General features: G+C 68.7%; 21 protein-coding genes. 8 read left to right on the forward strand and 13 right to left on the reverse strand.

All coding sequences use genetic code 11. The features are described from left to right. The first annotated feature begins 40 nt into the window (after positions 1–40). On the forward strand, positions 41–241 hold the full coding sequence (locus tag GA0116996_RS18620; RefSeq protein ID WP_092314565.1) for a DUF3606 domain-containing protein: 201 nt from the start codon (positions 41–43) through the stop codon (positions 239–241). Positions 242–295: 54 nt separating this feature from the next. On the opposite strand, the gene GA0116996_RS18625 is transcribed toward GA0116996_RS18620, so the two are convergent. Next, positions 296–2809, reverse strand: a complete 2514-nt coding sequence (locus GA0116996_RS18625; RefSeq protein WP_092314567.1) for an esterase-like activity of phytase family protein — start codon at positions 2807–2809, stop codon at positions 296–298. Positions 2810–3096: 287 nt separating this feature from the next. Here GA0116996_RS18625 and GA0116996_RS18630 point away from each other — a divergent pair, with 287 nt between their 5' ends. Further along, positions 3097–3846, forward strand: a complete 750-nt coding sequence (locus GA0116996_RS18630; protein WP_092314569.1) for a carbonic anhydrase — start codon at positions 3097–3099, stop codon at positions 3844–3846. A gap of 105 nt (positions 3847–3951) precedes the next feature. On the opposite strand, the gene GA0116996_RS18635 is transcribed toward GA0116996_RS18630, so the two are convergent. From GA0116996_RS18635 to GA0116996_RS18645, 3 genes are read right to left on the reverse strand one after another with little or no spacing between them, the layout of a single operon-like run. Continuing rightward, a complete protein-coding gene (locus tag GA0116996_RS18635) occupies positions 3952–4707 on the reverse strand; it encodes a sulfite exporter TauE/SafE family protein (protein WP_092314571.1) in 756 nt (251 codons plus the stop codon). Between the two features lie 10 nt (positions 4708–4717). Continuing rightward, a complete protein-coding gene (locus tag GA0116996_RS18640; RefSeq protein WP_092314573.1) occupies positions 4718–5074 on the reverse strand; it encodes an antibiotic biosynthesis monooxygenase family protein in 357 nt (118 codons plus the stop codon). 16 nt (positions 5075–5090) lie between these two features. Continuing rightward, positions 5091–6254, reverse strand: a complete 1164-nt coding sequence (locus tag GA0116996_RS18645; RefSeq protein ID WP_092314660.1) for a cytochrome P450 family protein — start codon at positions 6252–6254, stop codon at positions 5091–5093. A 241-nt stretch (positions 6255–6495) separates the two neighbouring features. On the opposite strand from GA0116996_RS18645, the gene GA0116996_RS18650 reads away from it, so the two are divergent. Further along, on the forward strand, positions 6496–6927 hold the full coding sequence (locus GA0116996_RS18650) for a hypothetical protein (protein WP_092314575.1): 432 nt from the start codon (positions 6496–6498) through the stop codon (positions 6925–6927). A gap of 29 nt (positions 6928–6956) precedes the next feature. On the opposite strand, the gene GA0116996_RS18655 is transcribed toward GA0116996_RS18650, so the two are convergent. The 4 genes from GA0116996_RS18655 to czcI all read right to left on the reverse strand — a co-directional run bounded on the left by GA0116996_RS18655 (position 6957) and on the right by czcI (position 13199). Further along, the gene (locus GA0116996_RS18655; protein ID WP_092314577.1) at positions 6957–10121 is read right to left on the reverse strand and encodes a CusA/CzcA family heavy metal efflux RND transporter; all 3165 of its coding nucleotides are present in this window, start codon (positions 10119–10121) and stop codon (positions 6957–6959) included. 13 nt (positions 10122–10134) lie between these two features. Next, positions 10135–11409: an efflux RND transporter periplasmic adaptor subunit gene (locus GA0116996_RS18660; RefSeq protein WP_092314579.1), complete on the reverse strand. Its 1275-nt coding sequence runs from the start codon at positions 11407–11409 to the stop codon at positions 10135–10137. A gap of 15 nt (positions 11410–11424) precedes the next feature. Further along, positions 11425–12708, reverse strand: a complete 1284-nt coding sequence (locus tag GA0116996_RS18665) for a TolC family protein (protein WP_092314581.1) — start codon at positions 12706–12708, stop codon at positions 11425–11427. Between the two features lie 116 nt (positions 12709–12824). After that, the gene (gene czcI, locus GA0116996_RS18670) at positions 12825–13199 is read right to left on the reverse strand and encodes a cation efflux protein, CzcI family (protein ID WP_092314583.1); all 375 of its coding nucleotides are present in this window, start codon (positions 13197–13199) and stop codon (positions 12825–12827) included. A 276-nt stretch (positions 13200–13475) separates the two neighbouring features. On the opposite strand from czcI, the gene GA0116996_RS18675 reads away from it, so the two are divergent. Next, the gene (locus GA0116996_RS18675) at positions 13476–13856 is read left to right on the forward strand and encodes a hypothetical protein (protein ID WP_092314585.1); all 381 of its coding nucleotides are present in this window, start codon (positions 13476–13478) and stop codon (positions 13854–13856) included. Between the two features lie 64 nt (positions 13857–13920). Here the strand turns inward: GA0116996_RS18675 and GA0116996_RS18680 are convergent, their stop codons facing one another. The 4 genes from GA0116996_RS18680 to GA0116996_RS18695 form a co-directional block, all read right to left on the reverse strand. Beyond that, positions 13921–14136: a zf-HC2 domain-containing protein gene (locus GA0116996_RS18680; RefSeq protein ID WP_092314587.1), complete on the reverse strand. Its 216-nt coding sequence runs from the start codon at positions 14134–14136 to the stop codon at positions 13921–13923. Positions 14137–14176: 40 nt separating this feature from the next. After that, positions 14177–14770: a sigma-70 family RNA polymerase sigma factor gene (locus GA0116996_RS18685; protein ID WP_092314589.1), complete on the reverse strand. Its 594-nt coding sequence runs from the start codon at positions 14768–14770 to the stop codon at positions 14177–14179. Between the two features lie 73 nt (positions 14771–14843). Further along, the gene (locus GA0116996_RS18690; RefSeq protein WP_092314591.1) at positions 14844–16466 is read right to left on the reverse strand and encodes an ATP-binding protein; all 1623 of its coding nucleotides are present in this window, start codon (positions 16464–16466) and stop codon (positions 14844–14846) included. Between the two features lie 52 nt (positions 16467–16518). Beyond that, positions 16519–17193: an alpha/beta hydrolase gene (locus tag GA0116996_RS18695; RefSeq protein WP_092314593.1), complete on the reverse strand. Its 675-nt coding sequence runs from the start codon at positions 17191–17193 to the stop codon at positions 16519–16521. Positions 17194–17573: 380 nt separating this feature from the next. Between GA0116996_RS18695 and GA0116996_RS28385 the strand changes: the two genes are divergently transcribed. From GA0116996_RS28385 to GA0116996_RS18710, 4 genes are all read left to right on the forward strand, one after another. Next, a complete protein-coding gene (locus tag GA0116996_RS28385; RefSeq protein ID WP_208601258.1) occupies positions 17574–17939 on the forward strand; it encodes a glycosyltransferase family 9 protein in 366 nt (121 codons plus the stop codon). Positions 17940–18081: 142 nt separating this feature from the next. After that, a complete protein-coding gene (locus tag GA0116996_RS28390; protein WP_208601259.1) occupies positions 18082–18732 on the forward strand; it encodes a glycosyltransferase family 9 protein in 651 nt (216 codons plus the stop codon). 42 nt (positions 18733–18774) lie between these two features. Further along, the gene (locus GA0116996_RS18705; RefSeq protein ID WP_092314595.1) at positions 18775–19464 is read left to right on the forward strand and encodes an ArsR/SmtB family transcription factor; all 690 of its coding nucleotides are present in this window, start codon (positions 18775–18777) and stop codon (positions 19462–19464) included. Between the two features lie 26 nt (positions 19465–19490). After that, positions 19491–19997 (forward strand): DUF6630 family protein, encoded by a 507-nt coding sequence (locus tag GA0116996_RS18710; protein ID WP_092314597.1) that lies wholly within the window; start codon positions 19491–19493, stop codon positions 19995–19997. A 57-nt stretch (positions 19998–20054) separates the two neighbouring features. Here GA0116996_RS18710 and GA0116996_RS18715 read toward each other — a convergent pair whose 3' ends face one another. Continuing rightward, positions 20055–21140: a Zn-dependent alcohol dehydrogenase gene (locus GA0116996_RS18715; RefSeq protein WP_092314599.1), complete on the reverse strand. Its 1086-nt coding sequence runs from the start codon at positions 21138–21140 to the stop codon at positions 20055–20057. Between the last annotated feature and the right edge of the window lie 32 nt (positions 21141–21172).

Consider the following 21172-nt stretch of genomic DNA (forward strand, 5'->3'; position numbering starts at 1 on the left):
CAAGGACCGTGTCGTTCCCAGACACGAACCGGAGGCAAGCATGAGTGATGTGACCAGCGAGTTCAGGCCCCTGGATCCGGGCCGCGTCAACCTGACGGATCCGCTCGAAGTGCAGTACTGGTGCAGGGAGCTTGGCTGCAGCACCAGCGACCTGGAAAACGCCATCGACCAGGCCGGCGATCATATCTCGGCGGTGCGCGCGCAGCTGGAACGGCAGCACGCGGGCGCCCGCTCCCGCTGACATCCCCACCCTGGCGGGGATGCCAGCGCGCAGCGTCTTGCGCAGCCTGGCGTCCTAGCCGCCAAGGTTGAGCGCCTTGGGCAGCCGGATCTGGATGAACTCGCTGTCATCCGGCATCTTGCTGCCGACATGCCGCCCCACGCTGAACGGGAAGTTGTTGTCGTCGATCACCAGCAGCGTGGTCGCATCCAGCACCAGCACGTCTTCGATGGTGTTGAACGGCATGCCGAACGGATCGCCCAGCGCCACGTCGCCCGGGGCACCGCCGGCGCTGATGCCGGACGGGTCGCGCAGCGCCATCAGGTTGGCCAGTTCTGACTTGGCGACGTAGTCGCCCGGCTTGCCCAGCGTCACCTGGAACAGCTTCTTGAAGCCGTTCAGGTCGCCCTGCGAGCCGTCGCGCTCGATGATAATGCCCTCGCTGGCGTTGAACAGGATGAAATCGCCGATATTGGTGCCCTTGTCGTCGAGCCGGTACTTGTATTGCACCCCGGTGTACCGGCGCGTGGCGATGTCGAACTCCGAGATCAGCAGCGTCTTGCCGTCGTGGCCGGCCAGCGGCAGTTCCAAGAGCGGATAGAGCTTCTTGCCATCCGGGCTGATCGCCATGCCCTCGAAGCCGCCCGAGCGCTTCGCGCGCAGCGGGTTCGACGTCACGGTGGCGCGGTACGGCCAGTACAGGCCCGCCATCCACGGCGTGTTGGCGCCGGCCTCGTCCTGCATGTTGGTGCCGTCGTCGCTGTTGGCCGGGTCGCCATAGATCGGGAAGTCGCCGAACAGGTACACCGTGCGGATCGCCGGGAACTTCTCCTGCACGCGCAGCAGCGTGCGGAAATCGAAGCTCTGGATATCGGCGCGCTGGGCCATGCCGGCGGCACTGATCACGCCCGCCAGCGTGTCGGCCATCTGCTCGGCGCCGACGGTGCGGTCCTTGTAGACGTTGCCCTTGCCGTCCTTGTCGCTGCGCGGGTTGAGCTTGGTCTCGAGATTGAAGCGCACCGCCTGCGCGTTCTTCACGCGCTGCGCCGCCTGCGGATGGCCCTGGCCGGCGCCGGTGCTGTAGTACGCGACATAGGCGCTGACCAGGTCGAACACGTCCTGCGCGCGCGGCACCACGTACGGGCTGGCGTAGCCCTTGCCGGCCGCCACCGCCGCCGACACTGGCGACAGCGCGGCATCGTTGCGCTGGCTCGGGCCGCGGAACAGCTTGTCACAGATGTAGGTGGACTGGATCTGCGCCGCGGTCAGGTTCTTGATCAGCACTTCGTCGGCGGTGCCGTAGGGCGCGCCATCGGCGCGGCGGCACTTGACCGACTCGATATAGGGATCGTGCTTGAGCACCGCGACGCCGTCGGCGGTAATGCCGACATCGGTCTCCAGCGTGGTCATCAGGTTGTCCAGCGCGGCCTCCATCGCCGGCAGGGTGTTCTCCGGGCGCAGGTCGCGCGCGCCGCGGTGGCCCTGGGCGTCGAACCTGGCGGCATCGATCAGGCCGTCGGCGGTCAGGTAGTCGCCGGCCTTGCCGTCGCCGTTGGCATCGTAGGCGGCGACGGCCGCGTAGAGCAGGTCGGGACGGTCCGAGATGATGCCGTTGACGCCGGCCTTCAGCAGCTCGGTCATCTTCGCGCTGTCGTTGACGGTCCAGGTCACCACGCTGTAGCCGGCGGCCTTGACCGAGGCCACGTCGAGCGTGTCGGACGCAGCCGGCACCAGCCCCGGCTGCGGGTTGCTGCCGCGCGCGTAGTGCGCGTCGGGGCTCGACTTGACACCGTTGACGTCGTACTTGAGCTGCACGTAATACGGCGCGAACACCGGCGCGCGGGTGCCGCCGTGCGCGAAGGCATGCGCGCGCACCGCGTTCATGATGCGCACCGGCGTGGCCTCTTCGTTGAACGGGTTCTGCGGCGAGCGGATCTCCTTGCCGGCATTCTCGAAATCCGGCAGCGGGATCGGCGCTTCCAGCAGCACGCCGTTGGCATCGGTATGCAGCAGGAACGGGCCGAACTCATCGCCAAACCACAGCGTGCCGTCGCTGGCGCGCTGCATGCTCTCGATATCGAAGTCGGCGCCGGTCAGCACGCGCTCGGTGGTGAACTGGTTCGCGATCGCGAACTTGACATGCCGGTTCGGGTCCTTCAGCTCGATAAAGCTGCGCACCGCGACGCTGCCCGCGCCGCCGGTCGCGGTCTTGAACGTGGGCGCCACCGTGTAGACGCGCAGGTTGAAGTCAGCCGAGTTCTCCAGCGAACCGTAGCCGTTGTCGGCCATCACCATGAAGCTGCCGTCCGGGTTGCGCAGCACCGCCGAGAAGCCCTGCACCGGCTGCGAAGCGAACGGCGCGGTCTGCCCGTTGAGATCGCCGGTGACGTAGCGCCCCGACTGCGGCCCGCTGGCAAAAGTGGCGGCGGGCAGCACGGCGCGGCCCACCAGCGTGGGCGCGGTGACCGCGGGCGTGCCGTTGTCGCTGTCGTTATCGTCGCCGCCGCATGCCGCCAGCAGCGATGCCGCCACCGCGGCGCTGGCCAGTGCCGCGCGGGTCCGGCGCGAAGGGAAGACGCTCAGGCGCATTGCAGGTTCCTGGAGTTGGGCAATGCGCCATGGTGGTAGGCCGATATGTCGGCTTGATGTCGCTTGCGTGACAGCATGAGCAACACGCATCAATCGCGCACCGGCATGCAGCCCTTACTCGCGTTAAGCGCAGTGCAGACCGGAATTCAGCAATGCCTTATTCGCCGGCCGGCAGTTTTGCTGCATGATTTCCGGCCCGGGCCCGGACCCGGCACTCAAGACTGGGACAGATCGATAACACCACGTCGGAAAACAAGGGGTTTACCAACACGAGGACGCATCGACACATGAACACCAAGCTGCCGCTTTTCACCCTCTGCGCCGCCTTGCTCGCACCGGCCGCATGGGCCGGCAACGAACCGCACTGGAGCTACACCGGCCCCACCGGCACCAGCCACTGGGCCAAGCTGGACCAGGCCTACCAGACCTGCGCGCTGGGCAAGCACCAGTCGCCCATCGACATCCGCACCGGCAAGGCGCGCCCCGCCGACCTGAAGCCGATCGGCTTCGGCTACGCCGCGGCGACCGGCACCGTGGTCAACAACGGCCATACCGTGCAGGTCAACCTGCCGGCGGCGGGACAGATGGAACTGGACGGCGTGCCCTACAAGCTGTTGCAGTTCCACTTCCATACGCCCAGCGAAGAGAAGGTCAACGGCAAGACCTATCCGCTGGTGGCGCACCTGGTGCACCAGAATGCCGAAGGCAAGCTGGCGGTGGTGGCCGTGCTGTTCAAGTCGGGCCGCGAGAACGCCGCGCTCAAGCCGGTCTTTGCCAGCCTGCCGGCCAGCGCCGGGGAGTCGCGCGAACTCGCCGCGCCGCTGGACGTGGCGGCCATGCTGCCCGCGCAGCAGGCCTACTGGTCCTTCACCGGTTCGCTGACGACGCCGCCATGCAGTGAGGACGTGCGCTGGCAGGTGCTCAAGACCCCCGTGGAAGTCTCGCCGGCGCAGCTGGCGGCATTCCGCCGGCTGTACCCGATGAATGCGCGGCCGGTGCAGCCGCTGAATGGCCGGACGGTACAGGCGAGCCGCTGAGGGATCTTGTAGAGCTGAAAGACTCTCAACCCCGCTTGGGTACTCCCTCTCCCGCTCGCGGGAGAGGGGAGAAAACCGACCGCAAGCAAAGAAACTCAACGCCCCTCACCCCAACCCCCGCATCGCCAGTTCCCCACCCAACACCAGCAGCCCGCAAAAAAACAACTTCCGAAAGCGCTCCGCACTGATCCGGTGGCGCAGCCACTGGCCCAGGAACATCCCGCCCAGCGCAGGCACCAGCGCCAGGGCCGACGCGCCCAGCACCGGCAGATGCAGCAGCGCCCCGCCCAGCGCCAGGCTGACCGCCAGCGCGATGGTCGACACCGTGAACGACAGGCCCAGCGCCTGCACCAGGCTTTCCTTGTCCAGCCCCAGTCCCTGCAGGTAGGGCACGGCCGGAATCACGAACACGCCCGTGACCGCGGTGATGCCGCCGGTGACCAGCCCGACCAGCGGCCCGAGCCAGCGCTCCGCGCCGGCGGGCACCGTCAGCTTTACCGCCGCCAGCCCCACCACCGCGTACAGCACCAGCGCCACGCCCAGCGCGGAAGTCGCGTGCGTCATCATGCCGGCCGGCACCAGTGCCGCGCACAGCCAGGTGCCGGCGCAGATCGCCGCCAGCATCGGCCACAGCCGCCGCACCAGCAGGCCGAAGCGCGGGCCGCTGAACAGCTGCACCACGTTGGTCACCATCGACGGCGCCACCAGCAGCGCCGCCGCCTGCGCGGGCGGCATCACCAGCCCCAGCATGCCCACCGCGACCGTGGGCAAGCCCAGCCCGACCACGCCCTTGACAAAGCCCGCCAGCAGGAAGGTCAGGCCGATAAACGCGGCCTGCGCGCCGATCGATTCCATCGTCATCGCCGCGCCTTCAGTCCGCGGCGCGGTCGTGCACCGCGCGGCTGTCCGCCGGCGCCTCATCGCGCGCATCGAGCCCGTAGTCGCGCAGCACCTGCGCCACGCGCAGCCGGTAGCCGGCAAACACGCCGCCGCGCCCGGCCGCCTGCGCCTGGCGATGCGCCAGCGTATTGCGCCACGCGATCACCGCGGCCTCGTCGCGGAAGAACGACAGCGACAGCAGCTTGCCGGGGTTGGTCAGGCTCTGGAATCGCTCCACCGAGATAAAGCCATCGATGGCCTCGAGTTGCGGACGCAGGTGCGCGGCGATGTCGAGGTAGGTGTCCTGCCGGCCCGGCGCGGGCTCGACTTCGAAGATGACGGCGATCATGGTTGTCTCCGTGAGATCAAAGGAAATGCGCAATGCGCGCGTTCAGCGACGGACGATAGCGGAAGGCGCGCGCCAGCGCAGCCGGCTCGGCGCCACGCGCACGCAGCGCCGCCACCGTGGCGGCGGCCAGCGCCTGCGCCAGCCGGTCGCCGGGGCAGGCATGGCGGCCATGGCCGAAGGTCCAGGCCCGCGCATCGTCGGCAAGGCCGCTGCATGAGGCCGCGGCCAGCAGCACCAGCACCGTGTCGCCGGCCTTGACGGCATGGCCGCAAAGCTCGGTATCCGCGGCAAGAAATCGGCGCGTATTCTGCACCGGCGGATCGTCCTGCGCGACACGCGCCACCACGCCTTGCAACGGCATACCGCCGGAGGATGGATCGCGGCCCAGCCACAGCAGAGTATTGCCCGCGAGCCCCGCTGTCGCTTCGCAGGCCTGGACCAGCAAGCCGATGATATTGGCGGCGACCGCCTGCGCCTCGATGCCGGCGGCAAGTGCCGCATGTTGCAGCGCCGGCAGCGGGCCATCAGCCGCTACGCCGCAGGCGAGCGACGAGGCCAGCCACGTGCCCAGCCACCGCGCAGCCTCGGCGCCGGCGTGCACGGTGTCCGTGTCCGCCAGCGGCGACTGGGCGGCGGCAAACGCGGCAACCTGTTGCGCGACCTCGACCGCGGTGTCGCGATCGCGCGCCACCGGCAGGCCGAGCACGGATGCCAACGCAACGACCGGCAAGGCAAAGAGCCAGCGGTTGACCGACGCGGCCGGCATGGCAGTGCGCGCGCCGTCGCCGGCATCCAGCACCTGCGCCATCGCGGCGGCCTGCTGCGCGGCCTGGACCGGATCCACCGCCGCCAGCATCGGCACCAGCAGCGCCTTCAGCGGCGCATGCGCGGCGCCATCGTTCATCCGGACCAGCCGGCCAAACAGGTCACCGGCAGCGGTGCCGGCCAGCGCGGGTGGCACCGGCTGCGCGGGCGGCCGCACGCGGCAGTCGGCGTGTGCCAGCACGGCCGCGACTTCACGCGGGCCGGCCGCAACCCACAAGCCCAGCCGGGCATCGCGGAAGAACGGCCGGCTGGCGGCCAGTTCCCGGTAATACGGGTACGGATCGGGATGGGTGACGGCGCTGAGCGGGTCGATCCCGGCGGTCTCTGCCAGCGCTGCAATGCGAGTCTGGTTCATGGTGGCGCGAACGGTAGGTGCCGCGGCAGCGGCGATCTGCGCGCCGCGATGTCCGGCGCACATGCGCATCATGCCGCGCGCCGGCCTGGCAAAGATTCATGGCGGCGTGAACTGTCGAATGCGTGCCGGCAAATGGTTGTATGCTTCAGGCACGGCGTGCCACGCCCACGGGCGGCGACGCTGGCACCATGGCCTCCCCCACGTTGTCAGACCACGCCGGACCAAGTACGGCGGTGGCGACATGAAGCGGGTTCACGCACTGGTTGTGGCTGGCATCCTGTTGTCGGCATGCGTGTCGACGGGCGTCGACGTGAAGCCCGAGCACCTGTCGAACTTCCTGCCCGGCTTCTCCACCCTCGACGAAGTCACCGCGCAGCTGGGCCCCCCGTCGTCGCACGCGACGCTGCGCGACGGGTCCACCATCCTGGTCTATTCGTTTGCCACGTCCCAGCCCCATCCGGAAAGCTTCATTCCGTTCATCGGGCCGCTGTTTGCCGGCGGCGCGATCCGGTCTTCGACGGTGTTGTTCGAATTCGACCAGAACAGTGTCCTCAGAAGCCAGAGCCGGAGCACCTCGAGCGGGGTCTCGGGATGGAGCATGCTGACACCCGGCGCGCTGCCCGGTGCGCCGGCGGGTGCGCAGCCGAGTGGGCCAGCGGGTGGGCCACACTAGGCCGCCGGCAGCGCTGGTCCCGCAGCCACTCACACCACCTGGCCTTCGCCGCGCACCGCCGCCGCCAGCGGCGCGTCATTGCGATGCGCCAGCCGGTACAGCACCGGCAGCACCAGCAGCGTCAGCGCCGTCGACGACAGGATGCCGCCGATCACCACCGTCGCCAGCGGCCGCTGCACCTCGGCACCGGTGCCGGTGGCCAGCGCCATCGGCACGAAGCCGAGCGAGGCCACCAGCGCTGTCATCAGCACCGGGCGCAGGCGCGTCAGCGCGCCCTCGCGGATGGCATGGTCCAGGCCGTGGCCGGCCTCGCGCAGCGAGCGGATGAACGAGAGCATCACCAGCCCGTTGAGCACCGCGACGCCGCACAGCGCGATAAAGCCCACCGCCGCCGAGATCGACAAAGGAATGCCGCGCAGCCACAGCGCCAGGATGCCGCCGGTCAGCGCGAACGGAACGCCGGTGAAGACCAGCAGCCCATCCTTGACGTTGCCGAACATGGCGAACAGCAGCACGAACACCAGCCCCAGCGCCAGCGGCACCACCACGCGCAGCCGCGCGGTGGCGGACTGCAATTGCTCGAAGGTGCCGCCCCAGCTGGTCCAGTAGCCGGCGGGAATCGCCACGCGCGCGCGGATGGCGGCCTCGGCCTCGGGCACGAAGCTGCCGATATCGCGCCCGCGCACATTGGCGCTGATCACGATGCGGCGCTTGCCGTTCTCGCGCGAAACCTGGTTGGGGCCCGGTGCCATCTCCACGCTGGCGACTTCGCTCAGCGGGATATAGCTGGTGCGTGCGCCGGCGTCTTTGGGAAGCGCCACCGGCAGGCGCCGCAGCGCGTCGACGTCGGCACGCACGGCCTCGGGCAGGCGCACCACGATATCGAAGCGCCGGTCGCCGCTGAAGAACGTGCCGGACACCTTGCCGCCGATGCCGATCGACACCGCGTCCTGGATCTCGCTCAGGTTCAGGCCGTAGCGCGCGGCCTGGTTGCGGTCGATCTGCACCGTCAGCATCGGCAGCCCGGTGGTCTGCTCGACCTTGACCTCGGCCGCGCCGGGAATGCCCTGCAGCACCGCGGCGATGCGGTTGGCGGTCTGCTCCAGCACGGCGTTGTCGTCGCCGAACACCTTGACCGCCACGTCCGAGCGCACCCCCGAGATCAGCTCGTTGAAGCGCAGCTGGATCGGTTGCGAGAACTCATAGTTGTTGCCCGGCAGCTTGCCTACTTCGGCGCGGATCGCGGCGATCAGCGCGTCGCGCGTGCGGCGCGGCTCGGGCCATTGCGACTCGGGCTTGAGCATGATGTAGCCGTCGGAGATATTCGGCGGCATCGGATCCGAGGCAATCTCCGCGGTGCCGGTGCGGGCAAAGATGCGCTCGATCTCCGGGAACCTGGCCTTCAGCGCGGTTTCCACCTGCTGCTGCATCGCCACCGATTGCGTCAGGCTGGTGCCGGGGATGCGCAGCGCCTGCACCGCGAGGTCGCCTTCGTTGAGGCTGGGCACGAATTCGCTGCCCAGGCGCGTGGCAATCGCCAGGCACAACACCACGGCCACGCCGGCACCGGCCAGCACCACCGGCGTCGAAGCCAGCACGCGCTCCAGCAGCACCGCGTAGCGGCGGCGCGCCCACGCCATCAACCGGCTCTCGCGCTCGGCCACGCGGTTGCCGATAAACAGCGCCACCGCCGCGGGCACGAAGGTCACCGACAGCACCATCGCCCCCAGCAGCGCCAGCACCACGGTAAAGGCCATCGGATGGAACATCTTGCCCTCGACGCCAGTGAGCGCAAAGATCGGCAGGTACACCACCATGATGATCAGCTGGCCGTACAGCAGCGGCCGGCGCGCCTCGCGCGCGGCGGCAAAGACTTCCTGCAGGCGCTCGTCGCGCGTCAGCGCGCGTCCCTGGCTGGCCTGCGCATGCGCCAGCCGGCGCACGCAGTTCTCGACGATCACCACCGCGCCGTCGACGATGATGCCGAAGTCCAGCGCGCCCAGGCTCATCAGGTTGGCGCTGATGCGGTAGTGCACCATCCCCGTGAACGTGAACAGCATCGACAGCGGGATCACCAGCGCGGTGATCAGCGCCGCGCGCAGGTTGCCCAGGAACAGGAACAGGATGGCGATCACCAGCACCGCCCCCTCCAGCAGGTTCTTCTTGACCGTGGCGATGGCCTTGTCGACCAGCGTGGTGCGGTCGTACACGGTGACGGCCTTCACCCCCGCCGGCAGCGTGCGGTTGATCTCGGCCATCTTGCGGTCGACCGCCTGCGACACCGCGCGGCTGTTCTCGCCGATCAGCATGAACACCGTGCCCAGCACCACCTCGCGGCCGTTCTCGGTGGCCGCGCCGGTGCGCAGCTCGCCGCCGGTCTGCACCGTGGCCACGTCGCGCACGCGGATCGGCTGGCCCTGCGCGCTGCCGACGATCACGTCGCCGATTTCGTCGAGCGAGCGCACCTGGCCCGGCACGCGCACCAGGTACTGCTCGCCGCGGCGCTCGATATAGCCCGCGCCGACGTTGTCGTTGTTCTTCTCCAGCGCGCCCACCACATCGGCCAGCGCCAGCCCGTACGAGGCCATGCGTTCCAGGTCGGGCGCCACCACGTAGGCGCGCGCATGGCCGCCGATGGCATTGACCTCGGTCACGCCCGGCACGTTGCGCAGCTGCGGCCGGATCACCCAGTCCTGGATCTCGCGCAGGTCGGACAGCGTGTAAGCGGTGCCATCGGGCTTGCGCGCGCCGGGGTCGGCTTCGACGGTCCACAGGTAGATCTCGCCCAGCCCGGTCGAAATCGGTCCCATCGCGGGCGTGATGCCGGGGGGCAGCTGGTCGCGCGCCTCCTGGATGCGCTGGTTGACCAGCTGGCGCGCAAAGTGGATATCGGTGCCGTCGCGGAAGATCACCGTCACCTGCGACAGCCCGTAGCGCGACAGCGAGCGGGTCTGCTCCAGCCCGGGCAGGCCCGCCATCACGGTCTCGACGGGATACGTGATGCGCTGCTCGGTCTCCAGCGGCGAATAGCCCGGCGCGGCGGTGTTGATCTGCACCTGCACGTTGGTGATGTCGGGCACCGCGTCGATCGGCAGCCGGGTGTAGCTATACAGGCCCAGCGCGGCCATGCCCAGCACCGCCAGCAGCACCAGCCAGCGTTGCGCAATGGCAAAGCGGATCAGGCGTTCGAACATGCGCGCCTCCCGCTCAGTGCTCATGTCCGGCGCTGGCTTTGCCCAGCTCGGACTTGAGGATAAAGCTGTTGGCCGCGGCGTAGCGCGCGCCGGCCTGCAGGCCCTGGGTCACCTCCACCAGCTTGCCGTCGGTACGCCCGGTCTTGACCGGCTGCACCGCAAACCCGTCCGGCACCGCGACGAACACCACGCTCTGGCCATCGACCTGCTGTAGCGCGTCGGCCGCTACCGTCACCGGCACCTGCACCGGCGCGCCCAGCACGCTGACCGTGACGAACAGCCCCGGGCGCCATGCCGTACCCGGGTTGGCCAGCGTCACGCGCGCCTTGGCGGTGCGGGTCTGCTCGCCCAGCAAGGCGCCGACGTAGGACACCTTGCCTTCGGCCTGCGTGGCGGAGGCGCTGGAGCGCACCGTGACCGCCTCGCCCACGCGCACGCGGTCCAGGTCGCGCGCGGACACCACGAACTCGGCCCACACCGAACTCAGGTCCGAGACCGTGAAGACGCTGGCGTCTTCCTTGACCGCTTCGCCCAGCGACAGGTGCTTCTCGACCACGATGCCGTCGAACGGCGCGCGCAGCGCGAACTGGTTCAGCGCGCCGCCGGCGGCCCCGCCGCGCTCGGCCGCGCCGATCGCGGTGAGCTTCTGGCGCGCGTTCTGCACCGCGATCTGCGCCTCTTCCAGCGCGGTGCGCGCCTGCTGGTAGTCCTGCTCGGCGGAGATCTTCTCCTGCCACAGCGTCTTCTCGCGCGCATAGGTGGCCCGCGCCAGTGCCTCGCGCTTCTGCGCGGCCAGCAGTTCGCTGCGCTGCTCCGCCACAGTGGTGCTGGCAATCAGCGCCAGCACCTCGCCCTTGCGCACCGCCTGGCCGAGGTTGGCCGGCACCGCCTGCGCCACGCCCGCGACGCGCGGCACCACGTGCGCGGTGCGGTCGTCGTTGAAGCGGATCTCGCCGGGGAAATCGACGCTGCTGCGCAGCGCCGCGGCGGCGGCGGTAGCCATGCCGATGCCCGCCTGTTCGATCTGCGCGGGCGTCAGCGCGATCACGTGCGGCTTGCCCTCGGCTTGCGGTTGCGCCGCCGGCGCGCTCGCGTCGGCATGCGCCCCCGCCTTGTCCCCTTCCTTGCCGTGCTCGTGCCCGTGCTCGTCGCCATGTTCGGCATGCCCGTGCGCGGCCTCGCCGGTGGCGCTGCCACCCTTGCCGGTGAACAGGATCGCCGCGCCGCCCAGCAGCCCCGCGACCAGGATGGCCACCACGGCGGCCCGTTGTTGCTTGCTCATTGCCATGTTGGAGCTTCCGTATCAGTGTCCGAGAATGCGGTCGATGCTGGCCGCCGCGTCATAGGTGCGGGCCAGCACGTCCAGGTAGCGGATGCGCGCCTGGAACAGCGTGCGCTGGGCGTCCAGCACGTCGAGGAAATTGAACTTGCCGGCCTCGAACCCGCGCGAGGCGGCGGCGTAGGCCTGCTCGGCCGCGGGCAGCACCGAGGCCTGCAGCGTCTGCGCCGCGGCGCGCGACACCGACAACTGCGTCGACGCCTGCTGCAGTTCGCCCTGCAAACGCACGCGCGTGGCGGCATGCGCATCCTGCGCGCCGTCGGCACGGCGCAGCGCCGCGTACAGGTTGCCCTGGTTGCGGTCGAACAGCGGCAGCGGAATCGCCACGCCCAGCACCGCCATGTTGCGGTTGGCCTCGTTGTCGCGCTTGGCGCCCAGGCTCACGGTCACGTCGGGATACTGGCGGCTGCGCTGCACCGCCACTTCGGCACGGCTGCGCTCCGCCGCCAGTCGGCTTGCCGCCAGCAGCGGCGAGTCTTCCAGCGCCGCCTGCAACGCGGCCGGCGCGGGCCGCGACGGCAACGCATCGAGATCGCCCTGCGCCTGCGCAAAGCGCGGCACGCTGTCGCCCCACAGCGCCGCCAGCGACTGCCGCGCGGACTGCAGCGCGCCGGTGGCCTCGGCCAGCTCCAGCTCGGCGTTGGCCTGCTCCACCCTGGCGCGCGTGGCTTCAAGCGGTGCGACCTTGCCGGCCGCCACGCGCCGCCCGGCGGCGTCGGCGGCCTGGCTGGCAATGCCGACCGAGCCCTCGGCCAGCCGGACGCGCTCCTGCGCCACCAGTACGCCGAAGAAGCGCGCGATCACCGCGGCGCGCAGCTCGGCGCGGGTGCTGCCCAGCTCGGCCTGCGCCAGCTCGCGCCCGCGCTCGGCCAGGCCGATGCGCGCGGCGCGCTTGCCGCCCAGCTCGATCGGCAGGTTGACCTGGCCGGTGGTCGAGCGCGAGGCCTTGCGCGTGTCCTCCATCGACACCGCCAGCTCCGGGTTGGGCAGCACGCGCGACTGGATCAGGTCGCCTGCGGTGGCGTCAAGCTCCTTGCCGGCGGCGGACAGCGTGAAGCTGCCGGCTTCCGCGAGCGCCAGCGCGGCATCGAGGGTCAGGGTCTGGGTCGGTGTCCCGGCCTGCTGTGGTGCGCCGGCCGGCGCGGCAGCCGGTGGCAGCGCCACGGCGGCGGGCGGCGTCTGCGCAACGCCGGGGAAAGGGCTGGAGAGCACGGCCGCCAGCCCGAGCGGCAGCAAAAGTCTTCGCATCGAATTGCACCAGAAGAAAACCGGGGAAATTCGGCGAGACGCGCGGCGTCATGCGGTCATGACGCCAGGAGGCGATCGCAAGGGATCGGGATAGCGGGGAAGCGTCGTCTCGCCGGCTAAGCGAGACGCGGCCACTGCGGGCGGTCGGGCGCCCGCGCGCTGTGCGAGGAGAAGCTGGACTGCGGCACCGGCGGCGCCAGCTCCACCCGGCGCAGCGCAGGCACCTCCTGCGCATCGGCCGGCGCGAAGGGCAGCGAGGCGATATGGCAGACGCCGCAGTCGGGATCCGCCAGGTTCAGCTTGGCCTGGTCCTGCGCAGGATCGGCTTGCTGCTCCTGCTTGCCGCTGCCGGCCTGGTGCCGGTGCTCGTGGTGGCCGAAATGGGCCTTGGCCGACGCCGCGACCTCGTGCCCGCAATACGCGGCGGCTCCCGCCCAGGCGAACTGGAGCGGCAGGACGAGCGCAAGGAGGATGAGGAGGAGCCGTTGCATGAATCGTGAGAGCAGCGGCCGGCATGACAACCGGGGCGCCGACAGCGAGCCGCAAGTTTAACCGAGGCGTGGCCGGCATTCGGGCAACGGGGTCATTACATTTGCGTCATGGCCTCGGCACGCAGGGCCGCGCGCCATAATTCAATATTTTTGAACAACTCGTCCGCCAAAGCGCCTACTAGCCTTGCTCATGGACTCCTATAGTTCCGTACATGAACGGCACGCACACAACGCAACGCCTTCTGACAAATTCAACAAGCTAACGGAGAAACCACCATGACCAAGACCGCTCGCATCGCTTCCGCCCTGTTCCTGTCCCTGGCCGCGCTGGGCGCCGCGCAAGCCGCCACGGCCGCCGACGCGCTGCCCGGCGACAAGTACGGCTACAGCTTCCGCAGCACCGTGGCGGGAGACAAGTATGGTTATGAATTCCGCAGCCACGACGCCTTCACCGACGGCGCCCGCGCCGGCAAGGCCGATCCCTTCAGCGACGGTGCCCGCACCGGCAAGGCCGACCCCTTCACCGACGGTGCCCGCACCGTGGCCGGCCTGGACCGCAGCGGCGTGTCGGCCACCCCGGGCCGCAGCTTCGACGCCTTTACCGAAGGCAGCCGCGCCGGCAAGTTCGATCCCTACAACGAAGGCGCCCGCGCCTGAGCGGCCAACGCCTCACGCCAGCGTGAAAACCAGCAAGCGGGCCAGCGCAAGCGCTGGCCTGTTGTCATTCGTCGCGCCCGAGCCGGTGCATGGCTTCGCGCAGCGTGCGCATCTGCGCGCTGAAGCGGGTGCAGGCATCGCAGATCGCCAGGTGCGAGCGCACGCGCAGCCGCTCCGTCCAGGACAGCGGCAGGTCCAGGCTCTTCATGGTCAGGTGGTGGACCTCTTCGCAATCCGGCAGCAGCCGGCGCGGCGGGCGGGAGGGTGGGGTTTCCGGCATCTTTGTCCGTGACGGTTCGCTGGCGTGGGCGTCGGCGGGCTCAGCCTGCCTTGCCGGGCCGGCCGCGCTGGCCGAACCAGTGCAGCTCCAGGCATTCGCGCAGGCGCATGCGGGCCCGGTACAGCATCGCCCAGGCATTGGTCGCGCTGATCTGCAAATGCTGACAGATTTCCTCGGTGTCCAGCTCCAGCCATTCGCGCATCATGAAGATGCGGCCGGTGCGCGCCGGCAGGCGGTCTACACATAGCTGCAGGATCTCGAAGAACTCGCGGCGCTCGAACGCGCGCTCCGGGTCGCCCCAGTCGGAAGGCGGATCCTGGTAGTGGCCGTTGCGCGTGAACAGGGCGTCGAAGGCGTCGTCGTCGGACTGCGGCTGGCCATCGCCGTCGGTGGCCAGCGCCAGCCTGAGCTCGCGCCTGCCGCTGCGCAGCGCGTCGATGATCTTGTGCTTCAGGATGCCGACCAGATAGGTGCGCAGCGCGGACTGGCCGGCAAAGCGTTCCGGATGCTCGAGCGCCGCCAGCAGGGTTTCCGAGACGGCATCCTCGGCCACCGCCTCGTCGCGCAGCTGCAGGCGCGCGAAGCGCAACAGGTAGGGGCGTAGCGCCTGCAGTTCGGCGGGGTCGAGGCTCATCGGGGATCGGGGGCGGTTGCCTGGACGGATGCGCCATCATACCCGCCTCCCCTTCGCCGGTATGCCGCGGTGGTCAGCCGATCCCGCGGAACTGCCCGCACAGGCGGAACACGTCCATCGACAGCGGGATTCCCTTGGCCTTGCCGTAGCGCGTCGCCAGCTTCAGCAGCTCCTTGATGTCGCGCCCGCTCGCGGTGGGGTAGGCGTTAATCAGCGCATCGATCAGCCCATCGTCCAGTTCGGCGCCGAACTGCGCCGCCTGCAGCTGCCACAGCCGCACGGCATCCTCGCGGCACGGCGTGGTGTAGTGGATGGTGGCGATGCAGCGCGACAGGATGGCATCGTCGACGTCGCCGATGCGGTTGGTGGTCATGAACAGCAGGCCGCTGAAGTACTCCAGCGTGCGCAGGAACTCGGCGACGATGGCGTTGTGCTCGAGGTCGTTGTCGCGGCGGCGGATATAGACGTCGGCCTCGTCCAGCAGCAGGATCGCATTCCAGCGCATGGCGCGGCGCAGGATGGTCATCAGCGTCGCCCCCACCGACGCCGCGGTGGTGCCCAGCTGCCCCGAGTGCACGCGGTACAGCGGCTTGCCGACCACCTCGGCATAGACCTCGGCGGTCAGCGTCTTGCCCAGGCCTGGCGCGCCCTGGCACAGGATGGTGGTGCCGCCCGACTTGCCCGGCACGAAATCCGGCGCCAGCATGTCCATGTGCGAGGTCAGGATGTCGATCAGGTCGCGGTGGTGCGCGGGCAGCACCAGCTTGTCGCGCAGCGCGGGCTGGTAGCGATACTCGGCCAGGTGCTGCACGTGGACCCAGATATTGCGGTGCCATTCCAGGTGGAACAGGTGCACGTAGCCATGCAGCGGCACCCGCTCGAAGCCGTCCAGGATGCCCGCCTCGCGCCAGAACGACGGGTCGCAGGTCATCTCGAAACGGCGCTCCAGACGCTCCTCGTCGTTCACGCAGCGCGCGCCCGCGACCTCGGCAATCGGGATCAGCTCCGCCGCGCCCTTGGCATCGACCGAGAACGCCGCGCGCGTCGCCACGAACTGCGCGCCGAAGCCGCGCTGGCAGCGCGCGAAGCGCTGCGCGTGCTGCTCATATTCCTGGCGGAATTCCGCGCACTCCTTGTAGAAGCCGAACTCGGCCAGCAACTCAGGGATGGTGCGGTTGGCAATATCGTCGCGCGTGATCACCATCGACGTGGTCATGCCGGAGCGGCGCAGGTGGTGGTCGGTCAGCGCGGAGTTGGCCGACTGCATCGTGTTGGCGAGCAGGTCCACCACCACGTACGGCATGCCCTGCTCGGGCAATACGTGCCGCATGCGGCGTACCAGCCAGGGCAGCAGCACGCCGTCGCGGTTGCGCTGGTACAGCCAGCCATCGATGGCATCGCGCGACAGGTAGGCGGCCAGCCCCGCCACCAGCTGGTCCAGTCCCGGAATCACGCGTGCCTGCGGCGCGTTGTAGATGTTGTCCAGCGCCAGCATCTGGAACATCAGCGCGCGCTCGTTCTGCGTCTTGCTGAGCGTATAGAGCGAACTGAGCGCATGCGCGTCGAACAGCTTGCTCGACACCAGCATATTGCCGTGGCACACGCCATGCTGCTGCAGCTGCCGGGCCAGCGGCGAACCGGTCTCGATCATCGCCAGCAGGGGATGGATCAGCGCCTCCGGAATCTCGAAATCCATGTACCGCACTCCCGTTCAATGGCGTGGCCGCGCCCGGCCAGCGGCCAGGGTTTCACTGCAGGAAGAAATCGATCGCGCGCTCGACCACGGGCGCATGGATGACATGCGGCCCGTCGAACTCGACGTACTCCACGTCATAGCCCGCGGCGCGCAGTTTGGCCGCATGCGCGCGTCCGCTGGCAATCGGCAATTGCTCATCGGCCAGTCCATGCGCGACAAATACCTTGGGAATGCCGGTCTGCATGAACACCGACATGAAGCCGCCGGATAACGCGATCACATGGCTGGCGATATCGCCATTGGTAAGGCCCAGCGACAGCGCATAGCTCGCGCCATCCGAGAATCCGGCAAAGGCCAGCCGCCGCGGATCGATCCGGTGGCGGCTGGTCACCGCGGTCAGCGCCTGGTGCAGCCGCTGCAGGTCCGGCCCGTTGCCGCCGATGACGATGTCCCAGGTGGGATAGAGCGAATGCGGGGCCAGCACCAGGAATTTGTGCCGCTGCGCGTGCGCTTCGAGATGCGGCAGGACTTTTTCGGGGAAGCCGCCGGCGCCGTGGAACATGACCATCAGCGGCGCCGGCTCATGGGCTGCCAACCCGTCCGGGACGAACAGCACGGCATCGCGACCTTCCCGCATTTCGATCGCATGGTGCCCCGGCGGCAGCGGTGCACCGGTGGGAGGGCCTGTCGTAAAAGACAGCCGGCCGAGCAGCGAAGGGTCGATCATGACGGCTCCAGCACGTTGATATTTTGTATATTACATACGGAAAGACGTTTGCGCCACTCGGAGTGACACCGCGGGAGGGCCTTGTCGGCCTGGACGGCCACGGGTGTGGACGGCTGCAGCGCAGCGAAATGCACCCCCGAAAGGCCGGGTCGGTATTTATCGATATTTTCGGTAAACTTCCGAACTTTTCTGAAGGCCAACCGGGCACGGAATAGCGAAGATTGTCCGCATCGGCCCGCAAGCAGGCCACAGGCTTATCGGAGAGTTATTCCGATTTTTGCGAGTTTCCCGCCTGGCAAACTCCAGACCGCCATCTAATTCACGTCGTGCCGCGTAACTTCGATTCAAGCGGCCCGTATTCTCGGTAGTGAGCAGCAAATATGTCGAAGCAGTGGAAGGTATGGCTGGCAAATCTCTGCATTGGCCTCTACCGGGCGCTTTGCCCCAAACCCCGTGCCTCCGTCCCAAGCCAGTCATTCAGCCGTATCGTCGTATTTTCGACCACGGCCCTGGGCGATTTCATGTTCAACACGCCTGCCATCCGTGCCCTGCGAGAGAAGTTTCCCAACGCCCGCATCACGCTGGTCGCGAATCCCAGGAACCGGGACCTGGTGAGTGGCTGCCACTTCGTCGACGACGTGATTTATTGGGACCACAAGGCCAAGAGTCTTGTCGCGACCATCCGCAGCCTCCGCCGGCGCCGACCGGAACTGGCGATGATTCTGCATTCGAAATGCGCCCTATGATGTCGTCGCTGCGACCCTGGCCGGCTGCACTTATGTCTTCAAGAATATCTATGACGATGAGCAGCCGGGTCTGGAACGGTGGCTGGCCGGGGCGACACGGACATGCGATGCGGGTCACCTGATCCAGAGCAAGCTGAACCTGGTGGGGCAGCTTGGCTGCAACACGACCAACGCCGAGATGTTCGTGCCTGTTCGTCCTGCCAGCGCCAGTTCACCGCGGAAAACCATCATCGGATTCCAGCTGGGCGCATCGCAGCCGGTCCGCTGCTGGCCGGTCGGGCATTTTGTCCAGCTTGCGAGGAGTCTGCTGGCTGAAAGCGATGAAACCGGGATTGCGCTAATCGGCTCCGATAAGGAAAGCTTGCTGGCAAACCACTTGCTGGCTGCCCTGACGGAGCCGGAAAGACAACGCGTTATCAACTACGTCGGTCGAACCAGCTTGCCTGAGCTGCTCGGCGCCATTCAAGGCATGGCGGTCCTTGTCAGCGGCGACACCGGTCCGCTGCATCTGGCGATCGCGCTCAAAGTCAGAACCGTCAGCCTGTTTGCCACGGCTTGCCCGACGAAGACCGGTCCTTACCAGGACCAGGCGTTGCACAAGGTGATCCGGTTGCCGGCGGATGCCGCAGCGGTGACGACGGCGCTGCAGCCAAGCCCGATGAGCCTCATTGCCGTCGAAGACGTGCGGCAAGCGGTCGTCCACGCGATCCGGGGCGCCGGGCTCCAGGATCGGCCGCGGTTGCCGGACGCAGGTCGAACTGTCCGCGTGCCTGCCGGACTGAGCCCCGCCTGATTTCCTATACTCCGCATTGCACCTTTCATGCGGAGCCAAACCATGGATTACACCCCCGGCATCAGCCACCTCGCCAGCCTGCTCGCCGATCCCGGCCGTGCCGCCATGCTGTGGGCGCTGATGGACGGCAGCGCCCGCCCGGCCGGCGAGCTGGCGCTGATCGCCGGCCTGTCGGCGTCTTCCACCAGCGGGCACCTGGCGCGCTTGTCCGAAGGTGGCCTGCTGGTGGCGGAGACGCGCGGGCGCAACCGTTATTACCGGCTGGCGGCACCGGAGATCGGCGTGGCGATCGAGGCGCTGGCCTCGGCGTCGCTGGCGAGCCAGCCGCCGCGGCTGCGCGCGGTGCCGGTGTCGCGCACGGCACCGCCGGCGTTGCGCCAGGCGCGCACCTGCTATGACCACCTGGCGGGGGAGCTTGCCGTGGGCCTGTTCGAACGCATGACGCAGTCGCGCTGGCTGATGCTGGACGGCCAGCGCGTGGAGCTCAGCGGCGACGGCGCGCAGGCGCTGGCGCGGCTGAGCGTGGATGTGGACGCGGCGCGCCGCAAGCGGCGGCAGTTTGCCTGCACCTGTCCGGACTGGAGCGAGCGCAAGCCGCACCTGGGCGGCGCGCTGGGCGCGGCGCTGCTGGGCAGCCTGCTGGCGCGCGGCTGGGTCGAGCCGACGCGCACCTCGCGCGCGCTGCGCGTGACACCGGCGGGCCAACGCGAGATCATCCGCATCGCGGCCTAGCGTGCCGCGGCAACTGGAGAAAGAAGATGGCTACACCGCTGGACGACGACACGCAGGACGCGATCGCGCGTTTCTTCGCCCTGATCAATCTTGACGACAGCGCCCAGACCTCGGCGCAACTCGCGATGTTCGAGGATGCGCTGCTCGAGGCCGAGGACGACGACACCGACGGGCCGGAACTGCTGTGGGTGATCCGCGAGGTCATCGACTGGCAGTCCGGGTTCTTTGTCGACTGGAAGGACACGCCGTCCTTTATCGGCTGCCTGACCCAGCTGTGCGAACGCATGGACCTGGAGCTCGACTGGGGCACCGACGATCCCGAGGACGAGGCCTTCCTGGAGAGCACCAGCGTGCCGGAACTGATGGAGCTGGCGCACAACCAGCTGCGCGTGGCCGGCTATACGCTATGGAACTGGGATACCGGCGGCGACGCCTACGCCGGCTGGATCACGCGCAGCGAGGATGACGAAGAGATGCTGGACCTGGCCGAGATCCTGCGCTTCGAGGTGCGGCCCGCGGACCAGCCTTATTGAACGCCGGCCGGCGGGGTTACCGGCCCCGCACCGCCCCCAACCGGCCCGCCTGCGCGCCTAGTCGAACAAGATCACCGAGCGCGCCAGTTCGCCGCGGCGCAGTTCGTCGAAGGCGTCGTTGATGCGGTCCAGCGGCAACCGCTGCGCAATCAGTTCGTCCAGGTGGAGGCGGCCGGCCATGTAAAAGTCCACCATGCGCGGCATGTCCACCGGGAAGCGGTTGGAGCCCATCAGCGAGCCCTGGATGCGCTTCTCGCCCAGGAAGTCGCTGCCCTTCAGCTCAATCTTGACGCCCGGCGCGATCATGCCGATGACCGTGGCGGTGCCGCCGCGGCGCAGCATGGCAAAGGCCTGCTCGGTGGTCTCTTTCAGGCCGATGGCCTCGAAGGCATGGTGCACGCCACCGCCGGTAAGCGTGCGCACCGCGTCAAGCACATTGCCCTCGCTGGCGTCGATCACGTCGGTTGCGCCGAACTTGCGGGCCAGTTCCAGCTTGCCGGGCACCCTGTCGATGGCGATGATGCGGCCCGCGCCGGCAATGGCGGCGCTGTTGACCGTGGCAAGCCCGATGCCGCCGCAGCCGATCACGGCGACTGTCTCGCCCGGTTGCACCCGGGCGGTATGGATTACCGCGCCCATGCCGGTGGTGACCGCGCAGCCGATCAGCGCGGCGCGGTCCAGCGGCATGTCGCGCCGGATCGCCACCAGCGCGTGCTCATGGATCAGCATCTGCTCGGCGAAGGCCGACAGGTTCAGGAACTGGTGCATGGCGTTGCCATGGGTTGCCCGCAACCGCGGCTCCTCGTCTTCGCGGCGGCGGGTATCGGGCTCGGTGCACAGCGACAGGTGGCCGGTCAGGCAATGCTCGCAATGGCCGCAGTAGGCCGACAGGCAGGTGATGACGTGGTCGCCGGGCTCGACCGTGCGGACTTCCGCGCCGACCTGCTCGACCACGCCCGCGGCTTCGTGGCCCGGAATGGTGGGGACGGGATGCGGGTAGGCGCCATCCACGAAGTGCAGGTCTGAATGGCACACGCCGACGGCGGCGGTGCGCACCAGCACTTCGCGCGGCCCGGGCTTGCCGATGGCCACGTCTTCGATCACCAGCGGCGTCCTGGGTTGATGCAGCACTGCAGCTTTCATGGGTTTCCTCCGGAGGGGAGCTATGGTGCCGG

The organism is Cupriavidus alkaliphilus (genome assembly GCF_900094595.1).
Lineage (GTDB): Bacteria > Pseudomonadota > Gammaproteobacteria > Burkholderiales > Burkholderiaceae > Cupriavidus > Cupriavidus alkaliphilus.

Excerpts from the sequence above, each read along its gene's own strand:
- GA0116996_RS18620 (WP_092314565.1), top strand. The coding sequence starts at position 41 with ATGAGTGATGTGACCAGCGAGTTCAGGCCCCTGGATCCGGGCCGCGTC.
- GA0116996_RS18625 (WP_092314567.1), bottom strand. The coding sequence starts at position 2,809 with ATGCGCCTGAGCGTCTTCCCTTCGCGCCGGACCCGCGCGGCACTGGCC.
- GA0116996_RS18630 (WP_092314569.1), top strand. The coding sequence starts at position 3,097 with ATGAACACCAAGCTGCCGCTTTTCACCCTCTGCGCCGCCTTGCTCGCA.
- GA0116996_RS18635 (WP_092314571.1), bottom strand. The coding sequence starts at position 4,707 with ATGACGATGGAATCGATCGGCGCGCAGGCCGCGTTTATCGGCCTGACC.
- GA0116996_RS18640 (WP_092314573.1), bottom strand. The coding sequence starts at position 5,074 with ATGATCGCCGTCATCTTCGAAGTCGAGCCCGCGCCGGGCCGGCAGGAC.
- GA0116996_RS18645 (WP_092314660.1), bottom strand. The coding sequence starts at position 6,254 with ATGAACCAGACTCGCATTGCAGCGCTGGCAGAGACCGCCGGGATCGAC.
- GA0116996_RS18650 (WP_092314575.1), top strand. The coding sequence starts at position 6,496 with ATGAAGCGGGTTCACGCACTGGTTGTGGCTGGCATCCTGTTGTCGGCA.
- GA0116996_RS18655 (WP_092314577.1), bottom strand. The coding sequence starts at position 10,121 with ATGTTCGAACGCCTGATCCGCTTTGCCATTGCGCAACGCTGGCTGGTG.
- GA0116996_RS18660 (WP_092314579.1), bottom strand. The coding sequence starts at position 11,409 with ATGGCAATGAGCAAGCAACAACGGGCCGCCGTGGTGGCCATCCTGGTC.
- GA0116996_RS18665 (WP_092314581.1), bottom strand. The coding sequence starts at position 12,708 with ATGCGAAGACTTTTGCTGCCGCTCGGGCTGGCGGCCGTGCTCTCCAGC.
- czcI (WP_092314583.1), bottom strand. The coding sequence starts at position 13,199 with ATGCAACGGCTCCTCCTCATCCTCCTTGCGCTCGTCCTGCCGCTCCAG.
- GA0116996_RS18675 (WP_092314585.1), top strand. The coding sequence starts at position 13,476 with ATGACCAAGACCGCTCGCATCGCTTCCGCCCTGTTCCTGTCCCTGGCC.
- GA0116996_RS18680 (WP_092314587.1), bottom strand. The coding sequence starts at position 14,136 with ATGCCGGAAACCCCACCCTCCCGCCCGCCGCGCCGGCTGCTGCCGGAT.
- GA0116996_RS18685 (WP_092314589.1), bottom strand. The coding sequence starts at position 14,770 with ATGAGCCTCGACCCCGCCGAACTGCAGGCGCTACGCCCCTACCTGTTG.
- GA0116996_RS18690 (WP_092314591.1), bottom strand. The coding sequence starts at position 16,466 with ATGGATTTCGAGATTCCGGAGGCGCTGATCCATCCCCTGCTGGCGATG.
- GA0116996_RS18695 (WP_092314593.1), bottom strand. The coding sequence starts at position 17,193 with ATGATCGACCCTTCGCTGCTCGGCCGGCTGTCTTTTACGACAGGCCCT.
- GA0116996_RS28385 (WP_208601258.1), top strand. The coding sequence starts at position 17,574 with ATGTCGAAGCAGTGGAAGGTATGGCTGGCAAATCTCTGCATTGGCCTC.
- GA0116996_RS18705 (WP_092314595.1), top strand. The coding sequence starts at position 18,775 with ATGGATTACACCCCCGGCATCAGCCACCTCGCCAGCCTGCTCGCCGAT.
- GA0116996_RS18710 (WP_092314597.1), top strand. The coding sequence starts at position 19,491 with ATGGCTACACCGCTGGACGACGACACGCAGGACGCGATCGCGCGTTTC.
- GA0116996_RS18715 (WP_092314599.1), bottom strand. The coding sequence starts at position 21,140 with ATGAAAGCTGCAGTGCTGCATCAACCCAGGACGCCGCTGGTGATCGAA.